The following is an 8994-nucleotide window of genomic DNA, read 5'->3' as shown; positions in this document are numbered from 1 at the left end:
GCACGACCTGCTCCATCTCGGCCAAAAAGATCTCGCGCCGGGTCTGCTTGCGCTTGCCCAGGCCCTCAGCATCACCGAATGTCAGCTGCATGGATGATTCTTAACTCTGTGGCAATAGTGTCGCGCATCTGCTGTGCTTTGTTCAGAGGTTCCCTGATTCCAGCTAACACAACCCATTGATTTCCCAATCAATCCCCGCTAACACATTGATTTCTAAACGTCGACTTTTAGGACTCGGCGGGCGGGAGCCTGCTGGCGTGATTGCTAGCATCCGTAGGGGCCTTATCGCTGGCAACTAACAGGTCGGCCCATCAGTTCGCCGTGATCGGTCATTGCCACTGACACGTGACGCTTCGTCGTCAACGGTATGGCACCTATGCTGGCTGGTGATCGCGTAGACTTGCGCGTAGCCGTGACCGGCACGCGGCATGTGTGCCCGGCGACCAACTCTCACGACTGCTATCGCACGGTCGACTGGCGATGGCGGCCAAATACGGCACGCCTTTCGGACTCCTTTATCGATCCATCCATGGGGATCGTGCGCGACTCTGAGGCGCGCGTACCCAGCCCGACCTAGAACGAATCAAAGCTGGGTTCGCATCGGTGCGGGCGGCGAGCGTAACGACCTTTTGCTAGATGCAATACGCAGGAAATGCGGGCGTGCTGCATTACTCATTCTTCGTGGTATGTGTCAGCCGGATGCGTTGGACTACATGGGTCTCCAACTTCCAGGCAGCACGCCATGCGCAACCTCTACATTGTTTTCGGACACGCGCTGTTCGGACTGGCGATGCTGGTTCCGGGGAGTTCCGAGGCTCAAGAAGTCTGGGTAATCACTGACTCCAAGCACTCTGTGACTGGCAACGCGACCGTCGACCGACGCATAGAGTTAGACAAAGCCCAGCAGCTTGAAATCGAGTTGTCAGAGCAGCTTCCAAGCGCCCCCCAGCGTGCCGCTGCGCTGGTACAGCAGCGCTTAGAACGCGGTGGCCAAGCCCTGCAACAACGCCTTCGTAGTGCTTACCAAGACGTTACCGACGCCTGGAGTTTGGGCATCGCCACGCTCCCAGCGGTTGTTGTGGACCAGAGTTATGTGGTGTACGGGGAGCCTAACCTGGACAAGGCACTTGCGCGCGTAGCGCAATACCGCAGGAAAACTCCATGATGGCTCGTGTTCCACGTCGCTTACGAGTGGGTGCCGCTGCGGCGCTGCTGTGCGGTGCTACGTCGAGCTTCGCTCTGAATACGGCCAGCATCGTGTCATCAACGCTTTCGCCAGACTGCCTGGAGTATCGGGTGGTGGGCATTTGCTATTGGCTTTATTGCACGTTGACGGGGTGCACGGTTCGCACCTCAATCAAAGTACGTCATTACGTTCCAGATGCTGTGGTCTCCAGCTATTCCAACGTTGGTGAAAATCCCTGGGTTGAAGTGCGTGCGATGAGTAAGCCCAACGCGACTGCTCGCTCTGGAGGCGATGGAACAACTAGTCATGACAACGAAAACAACCTGATCAAGTTCAAAAACGCGGATGTGATCGGCCACCCCGGTGGGCAGGTTTTCAGTCAATTCGCCAGCGCATCGGGTTACGCGTGCGAAGGTGCTGGTACTGCTTTCATGCCCTACTTGCTCAGCACCTTGGATACGATTGCATGGCGCTACAACTTGCCAGAAGTCGTTTACCCCGAAGCGCTCATCCCTGGCATGCGAGAGATAGGCTCTCGTACTGGCATGAATCTGTGGGGCGCCGTATACCCCCGCGGAGGATTTCTGCATCAGACCGATGACCACAAGGCCGGCGCTGTGGTTGCGCAGCGCGCAGGCGACATAGTGACGCGTCGAGGCCAACTTCACGTCTATCAGCCCCTGCTCGCCAGTAGTCGCGATGGTTATTGGCCGGCTGGCGCGCTGGTAGAAAGCGATGCCTCAACAGGTAAGTGGCAGCAGCTCACACCGCGCCTGTCCTCCACCTGTGCGGTATTCCCCCAAAGCGGTTTCCTGCCTCAGGCAGCGCAGGGCGACTACGCGTGGGCTTTATGGCGCCCTTACAGCTGCTGCCAGCGTCAAGGTCAGGTCTTCCTGGGCAGCGTCGATTTCAACTGAGGACACATGCATGAACTCTTCTGATGACACTTCTCCTCCTGATCGTCGCGGACAAGGGCATTGGCGCCTCGCTTTGCTGGCGTCTGCGCTTGGCCTCGCAAGCGGATTCGTCTGGGCTCAGAGCGGTGGCTTCCAGAACAGTGGAAGCGTCATCGGCGATGAGGTCATGTATTCAATCGGCGGCGGCAACGCCGTATCCATGAGCGGCGCTGCGGGTATGCGCTCGATCGGCGTTGGCGCTGGCTGGAACAGCAATCTGGTCTGTGGGGATATGAATATCAGCACGACGATTCAGAACCAGCTCAACGGGCTGACGAATGGATTTCAGAACATCATGGGTAACGTGATTCAGAGCGCGACGAGTGCCGTCGCGTCACTGCCCGCTTTGATCATCCAGCGCGCAGACCCTGGACTGTACAACCTGTTGACCAATGGCGTGCTGCAGGCCCGCCTGGACTTTGACCGTTCCAAGCTCACCTGTCGCGCCATGGCCGAGCGGATGGCCCAGACGGCGGGTGGCCAACTCGGCTGGAACCAGATAGCAGAGGGCATGGCTCTTCGCCAGGCTGTGACAAGTACCGATGCAGTGTCCGCTATCGAGCAGGCCGAAACAACGCGTGGCAATGACGGTGTTCCTTGGGTCGGCGGCAATAACGCTGGTGGTGCGGGTCAGTCCTCGATCAAAGTGGTCGCCGATGTGACCCGTGCGGGCTACAACCTGGTCAATGGGCGCAGCGTCACCGACACCTCTTCGATAGATGCGACTAGCTGCAACAGCCTGGCTTGCCAAACATGGTCCACTCCTCAGGCCGCAATCGATTGGGCGACCCGTGTATTGGGTGAACAGGAGCAGCGTACTTGCGAAGACTGTACCAAGACTCAAACCATGCCTGGTGTGGGCTTGACGCCACTTATCCAGGAAGAATACGACGCCAAGTTGCAGTCCCTGCAGGAGCTGATCGACGGAACCCGCAGTACTACTTTCGAAAATTTGCGCGCGGCAGGCAGTACGTCGTTGCCGATCACCCGAGGTGTGATTGAAGCGCTGCGAGATGAACCGGACCAGGACATGCTCGCGCGTCGACTGGCCTCAGAGGTGGCTCTGTCTTCTGTGTTAGAGAAGGCCTTGTTGTTGCAGCGCACGCTGCTGACAGGGCAGAAAGAGCCCAATGTTTCAGCCAATCAGCTTGCGGTGGAGGCTATCAACCACGAGAGCAATACGCTGGATCGTGAGATCCAGAATTTGAAGACCGAACTTGAACTACGCCGCGAGCTCGCGAACAACTCGCCCATGGCGATCATTCAGCGCCACGGTACCAGGGCATCGGGTTCGCGTGGGATCTACGAGGGTGATCCCGTCCCTGACCGCCTCGACCAATTGCAGCGGCCATCGTCAGGGCGGGCCCAATGAGTTTCGAGTGGCTGCGCTTTCGCTGGCTTTTCAATCGGAAGACGGCACATGTGCTGCTATGGACCATGGTCCTGCTCACTTTGGCGTTGGTAGCCAACGTGGTCGGTATCTATCTCGTGGGCAGCGTCGCCGCTTGGCAGCACTGGATGGCTACTGCTTCTGGATACTTTTTGATGTGGCGGCTGGCTCTCTATGCGGCTACGGCCCGCGGCTGGCTTTGGATGCGCCGTCGGCTGCTCGCTCGCGAGCCAGACTCCGAAGCGCGTTACCGGCTGATCCGCACCGAAGTCGCCGGCGTTGCAGCCATCGTCGCCCTGGAAATCGTTTTATTGCTTCAGTCGTAATTGGAGATCCAGCCGATGACACTTTTCACGACTGACTACCTTGAGTACTACCTCACCCTGGTAGGCTGGATCGTCAACAATGGAATCTGGGCTGTGCTGGTTTCCAGTGGTGTGTTTGCAATTCCGTTCTTGACCATCATTGTCCAAGAATGGCTAAAGGCGAAGGCCGAAGGGGCTGATGAAGGCAACAAGGGCGTCCTATCTTCGGTGCGCATCGAGAACCGGGTATGGGTTGCCATCGTCGTGGTGATGTTCGCCGGCATTCCATTTATCGACGTCGACCTCAACACCATCAAGTATGACCAAACACGTTCGACGCAGTGTCAGGTCAACATGCTCGAACCCGCAGCAACCGGTTGGTCGCAATCTTTCAGCACGCTCAACAATCAGAGTGCCAAGTTGCCGGTCTGGTGGGCTTTCGTACACGCAGTATCGCGCGCAATCACCGGAGCTTCAGTCGCTGCAATTCCATGCGGTACCGACGTGCGCCAGATTCGAATGGATATCAACGCCACGCGCATTGACGATCCGGTCCTGGCTCAGGAAGTTGCTGACTTCACGCACGATTGTTACGGGCCGGCGCGTGCCAAGTTGTTCATGAACCGCCCGCAGCTCGATGACACGCAAATGCATGATGTGTCTTGGATCGGCTCATCGTATTTCGTTGATACCAGCGGTTTCTACGACACCTATCACGCCAAGACTCCGCGAGACGGCTGGGCTTACGAGAGCAACCGGGATGCGGGGCTTACGCAGGTGCCCAGCGGCGCGGGCTATCCGACATGTCGCCAGTGGTGGAGCGATAGCAGCAACGGATTACGCGCTCGATTGCTGTCCCAAGTCGATCCAGGCTTGCTCAATCGGGTGGCTGGTTGGGCAGGCTTTTTGAGCCGCCAGGAGGTTGATGACTCGGTGATTCGAGCGATTGCTTCACCACGTCAGCAGAAGCTCAATCAGGGCTCGGTCTACACCGATTATGGTGGTCAGATTGACAAGACACTGCCCAACGTCGTCAACCGTGCAGCCAGCGATGTTGGCCTTGCGGTCGGTTCGCTTGCAGCTTTCCCGGCAATGGATGTGGTGCGCCAGGCTCTGCCGATGGTGCTGTCGCTGCTGAAGATGGCCTTGGTGATCTGCATACCGCTGGTTTTAGTGGTGGGGACTTACGACCTGAAAACATTGGTGACTGTCAGCATCGTGCAGTTCGCATTGTTCTTCGTGGATTTCTGGTTCCAGCTCGCACGTTGGATCGACAGCACCATTCTGGACGCGCTTTATGGGTGGGGATTCGGCTACAACCGGCCGCATGCAAACTTTGACCCGCTAGCAGGCCTGAACAATGCGTTTGGCGACCTGCTGCTGATGTTTGTGATGGGGACGATGTTTCTGGTCCTGCCAACATTTTGGGTTGCTGCACTGGGTTGGGTCGGAGTACGAGCAGGAGTGATAGCTCAAAACCTCGCCACAGGTAGCAAGGATGCAAGGGACGCTGCAGCATCGGGCACCAACAAACTGATCCGCTGATCCCGGATGCGGCCTGCCCCTAGTTATCGTAGGGACTATTGGGGTCGTGCGGGTCAAGTCGATGGCCTTCGGAGGAATAGAGCCCGAATCCTGCCTCTCCGTGCCGCATTTCCTCGCGCGGCTCTAGCGAGTCATCGGGGCCGTAGGCTCGCCCCGCAAGTCCACGAGCAAGTAGCACCGCAAACGCTAACAACAGCGTGAGCCAGAATGCGGTGTAGAGCAGTACAGCCACTGCCGCGGCCTTCACAAACCAAAACAAGACTGCCGCTAAACCGATTGAAATGCCCTTGGATGAGAGCGATATCGTGAGTCTCCGCTCGACCTGGACATATGAGCGCCAGGCTTTGCCAAGCCAGCGACCTATCTTCTCCGGATTGCTGCTTTGAGGGTTCGTCTTCATGGCTATCACCTATCTCGTGGCGATATGTCTACGGTCCAGTTTGCCTTTTCCCGGGCATGGGGGCCAACAATGAGTTTTCGTCGGCACATGAGTCAGTTGGTTAGGCAATGCATGCTGGCCAAGTATGATTAGATCTATGCGTAAAATTCAACTATGAGGCTATTTTTTCTCCCAATGATGTGTTTTGGGATGACAGCTGATTAGATTGTGTTTTACATTTAACATATGAGTAGAACTATACGACATCAGCTAATCAAGCGCCTCCAGGCTGAGCTACCGCGTGGTGCGCCGTTCGGTCTATCTACGCTCGAATCATTTGGCGTGTCACCACAGCTGGCTGCCCGCTACGTGGAGGGAGGCTGGCTAGTACGCCTCGCCCATGGCGTCTACGCATTCCCGAACGACGACTTCGATGTCACTGGCGCGCTTCGCTTCCTTCAAGTGCATGTGGCTGGCCTGCACGTCGGAGGGAAAAGCGCGTTGGCGCTTCAGGGGGTCCGCCACAACCTGGGGTCATGGGACATCCTCGTTCTTTGGGGCGATGTCCGTTTCGTCATACCGACCTGGTTCTCCGAGCGTTTTCCGGCGCGGTACGTCGGGGCCAAGCTCTTCGACTGGCCAGACGATACTCTCGCCGGAAAGACCCTGCATACTCCCCCAGGGCAGCCCCAGGGCCTGCAGGTAGCTGTGCCAGAGCGAGCCGTTCTGGAGCTGCTCTATGACGCCGGCACGAGGCAAAGCCTCGAAGAGTGCCGCAATATTTTTGATGGCCTTCGATCACCGCGCAAGGATCTGCTTGGACAGTTGCTTTCCTGCTGTACCAGTGTAAAAGCCGTGCGATTGTTTCTGACATGGGCACGCGAGTCAGGGGTTGTCGATGTTGACCTATTGCTTGAGCACAACCAGGTCAGAACCGGAAGCAGCAGGCGCTGGATGAGCCGACTGGACGATGGCACCTTGCTGAGCCTAAACCCTCATGGATAAGCACTACGCTGACACCGTTCGACTTCTGCTGGACATTGCTCCTGCTGTATTTGCCAATGACATCTTCGCCATGAAAGGCGGCACTGCCATCAACCTGTTTGTACAGGATATGCCGCGCCTTTCTGTGGACATCGATGTGGTGTACCTGCCCTGGCAAGTTCCCCGTGATCAAGCACTTCAAGCAATCAATCAAGAACTGGCTGCGATCGCAGAGCGCGTTGCACCGATGGGTGTGCAAACACGACTGATACACAGCAAAGATCTGGGCGACACGAAGCTGATTGCTGAGAATGACAGCACTCAAGTAAAGGTTGAGGTCAACGTGGTGTTTCGCGGATCCGTCCTTCCGATCACCCGACTGCCATTGAGTGCCAGGACGCGCGATCTTTTCGGAGTCGAGTTCGACGTCCCCACCCTGGCCCCGGATGAGCTTTATGCAGGGAAGTTGGTAGCCGCGATGGATCGTCAACATCCGCGTGATCTGTTCGACACGTGGCAAATGTATGAAACGGTCGGCATCACCGATGAGATGGTCGAGTGCTTCGTGGTCTATCTGGCAGGCCACAACCGTCCTACGCACGAAGTACTGTTCGGCAATGACAAAGACATCGCCGGGGAGTACGAGCGCGCCTTTCAGGGCATGACGGAAACACCTTGCCCGCTGGGTGTATTGCTGGAGACTCGTGCTCGGTTGCGGCAAGAATTGCCCGCACGCCTCTCTGAGGCCCACCGACGTTTCCTGAGTGGATTGGCGAGGGGAGAGCCAGAGTGGTCATTGCTGCAGTGCCCGCACGTCGATCAGTTGCCAGCATTACGTTGGAAGCTCACCAACATGAGCACTTTCAAGCAACGTCGGCCTACTGATTTCGCTGCTCAGGCCGACGTCCTGGATGCTGCGCTGGCTGCATCCAGGCCCTGAGATGTGGGGCTTGATCGCAGGCGTTCGATCAGGCTGGCAAGGACATGTCATCCTCATGCTCTGAAGGCGACTGCTGCGTGCGAGGATGGGTAATGTGCTCTAGCTCTTCAAAGCTCATGTCTCGAAGGCGATCCAGAAACGCGTGATATTCCTTGTCTCCGCCAGTCATGCGGGTTAACAGCGCGCACTGAAACATCAACGAGTCAAGAAAGATGCGTTGATCTTTTAACCCCTTAAATTCTGCCACACCCCGCATGATGAGCTCGCAAGACTTACTTGCTGGCACGGGAATTAAGCTGCTGTCATTCGGAAGGTTCATGTCGGCCCCCTTGGCCTTTGGTTCGCCAGTTGCTCTCAAAATTCGACTCGGAATCTGTGCCTAGGTACTGCGCTAACCGCTACGTATAACGACTGCATTACTCTCAAGAAATAGCCAGGCCTTCGACTGGCTGCTCTCCTGTGAACCAGCGCCAGGAACCTTTTGCCCCGGTCCTTTTGATTTGATACAGGGCTCGGTCAGCGCGCCGCAATAGTTCGTGCTTATCAGCAGCTTGATCGGGATAGAGGCAGGCGCCAATGCTGACGCCGACACTAAGTTTTAGGTTGTCCACCAGAAGCGGCGTATTCACCGACTCCAGTATGCGGCTGCAGACCATCTCGATATGAGACAGGTCACTTGGTGCAACAAGCAAGATACCGAACTCATCGCCACCGAGGCGGCATACCAAGTCTGTCTCTCGCACAGCCCCTTTCAGTCGCTCTGCGATGATCTGAAGCACGGTGTCACCTACCGCGTGCCCATAGGAGTCATTGATGGGTTTGAAGTGATCAAGATCCAGCATGAGGAATGCAAGTCGACGCTGCGGATCTTCGGAGACCTCCGCATGCCAACGCTCGCGTAGGCCACGCCGATTGGAAACACCAGTCAGATCGTCTCGATAGATAAGCTCCAAAAGCTGTCGGCGATTGGACTGCACAGCAGAAAAGTCTTTGAAGATCGCTACCGCCAGCTTTTCGTCGTGAAGTATCAAACCCGAGTGCAACACCGTGCGGATTGACCCTCCGCTGGTTACGACATCAATCTCCATATCACCGGTCCCAACAGGATGTGCCGAGTGATGCAGTTCGATGTCTAGCCAGCGCTTGCGTACCATTTCGCGCTGCCGTTCATGAAGATTGAGGCTGTCCACGAATTGATCGACTGTACGGAATTGGCTGGCGTCGTGGCCGAATAGACGAACGAACGCCTCATTGCAGTACTGAATTTTTCCATCAGGAAAGCGGGCCAAGGTAATCCCCCCGCCCATTA

Annotated in this window: 10 protein-coding genes; 7 read left to right on the top strand and 3 right to left on the bottom strand. The window is 56.8% G+C overall.

Annotated features, from left to right (window positions below):
* The first annotated feature begins 742 nt into the window (after nucleotides 1-742).
* The 5 genes from J7367_RS21360 to J7367_RS21340 are packed head-to-tail and all read left to right on the top strand — an operon-like array spanning nucleotide 743 to nucleotide 5382.
* On the top strand, nucleotides 743-1165 hold the full coding sequence (locus J7367_RS21360) for a TIGR03757 family integrating conjugative element protein (RefSeq protein WP_046831123.1): 423 nt from the start codon (nucleotides 743-745) through the stop codon (nucleotides 1163-1165).
* Entirely contained in the window at nucleotides 1165-2103 is a 939-nt protein-coding gene (locus tag J7367_RS21355) for a TIGR03756 family integrating conjugative element protein (RefSeq protein ID WP_039570236.1), read from the top strand. The genes J7367_RS21360 and J7367_RS21355 overlap by 1 nt, the downstream gene beginning before the upstream one ends.
* 10 nt (nucleotides 2104-2113) lie before the next feature.
* Nucleotides 2114-3514, top strand: a complete 1401-nt coding sequence (locus J7367_RS21350) for an integrating conjugative element protein (protein WP_176215056.1) — start codon at nucleotides 2114-2116, stop codon at nucleotides 3512-3514.
* Entirely contained in the window at nucleotides 3511-3858 is a 348-nt protein-coding gene (locus J7367_RS21345) for a hypothetical protein (RefSeq protein ID WP_039573955.1), read from the top strand. The genes J7367_RS21350 and J7367_RS21345 overlap by 4 nt, the downstream gene beginning before the upstream one ends.
* A gap of 15 nt (nucleotides 3859-3873) precedes the next feature.
* Complete coding sequence (locus J7367_RS21340; RefSeq protein ID WP_039573965.1) at nucleotides 3874-5382, top strand: conjugal transfer protein TraG N-terminal domain-containing protein; 1509 nt, start codon at nucleotides 3874-3876, stop codon at nucleotides 5380-5382.
* A 19-nt stretch (nucleotides 5383-5401) separates the two neighbouring features.
* Here the strand turns inward: J7367_RS21340 and J7367_RS21335 are convergent, their stop codons facing one another.
* The gene (locus J7367_RS21335) at nucleotides 5402-5782 is read right to left on the bottom strand and encodes a DUF3742 family protein (protein ID WP_081027917.1); all 381 of its coding nucleotides are present in this window, start codon (nucleotides 5780-5782) and stop codon (nucleotides 5402-5404) included.
* Between the two features lie 225 nt (nucleotides 5783-6007).
* Here J7367_RS21335 and J7367_RS21330 point away from each other — a divergent pair, with 225 nt between their 5' ends.
* Entirely contained in the window at nucleotides 6008-6766 is a 759-nt protein-coding gene (locus tag J7367_RS21330) for a type IV toxin-antitoxin system AbiEi family antitoxin domain-containing protein (protein ID WP_039573952.1), read from the top strand.
* Complete coding sequence (locus J7367_RS21325) at nucleotides 6759-7685, top strand: nucleotidyl transferase AbiEii/AbiGii toxin family protein (protein WP_039573949.1); 927 nt, start codon at nucleotides 6759-6761, stop codon at nucleotides 7683-7685. Before J7367_RS21330 ends, J7367_RS21325 begins: the two co-directional genes overlap by 8 nt.
* A 28-nt stretch (nucleotides 7686-7713) precedes the next feature.
* Here J7367_RS21325 and J7367_RS21320 read toward each other — a convergent pair whose 3' ends face one another.
* Together J7367_RS21320 and J7367_RS21315 are read right to left on the bottom strand one after the other, a co-directional pair.
* Nucleotides 7714-8004 (bottom strand): hypothetical protein, encoded by a 291-nt coding sequence (locus tag J7367_RS21320; protein ID WP_039573961.1) that lies wholly within the window; start codon nucleotides 8002-8004, stop codon nucleotides 7714-7716.
* Between the two features lie 103 nt (nucleotides 8005-8107).
* On the bottom strand, nucleotides 8108-8994 hold an 887-nt coding region (locus J7367_RS21315), incomplete at its 5' end, for a sensor domain-containing diguanylate cyclase (protein WP_209029000.1).

Source organism: Xanthomonas sp. D-36-1 (genome assembly GCF_017746155.1).
Lineage (GTDB): Bacteria > Pseudomonadota > Gammaproteobacteria > Xanthomonadales > Xanthomonadaceae > Xanthomonas > Xanthomonas cissicola.
This window is presented reverse-complemented; position numbering and strand designations above follow the sequence as displayed.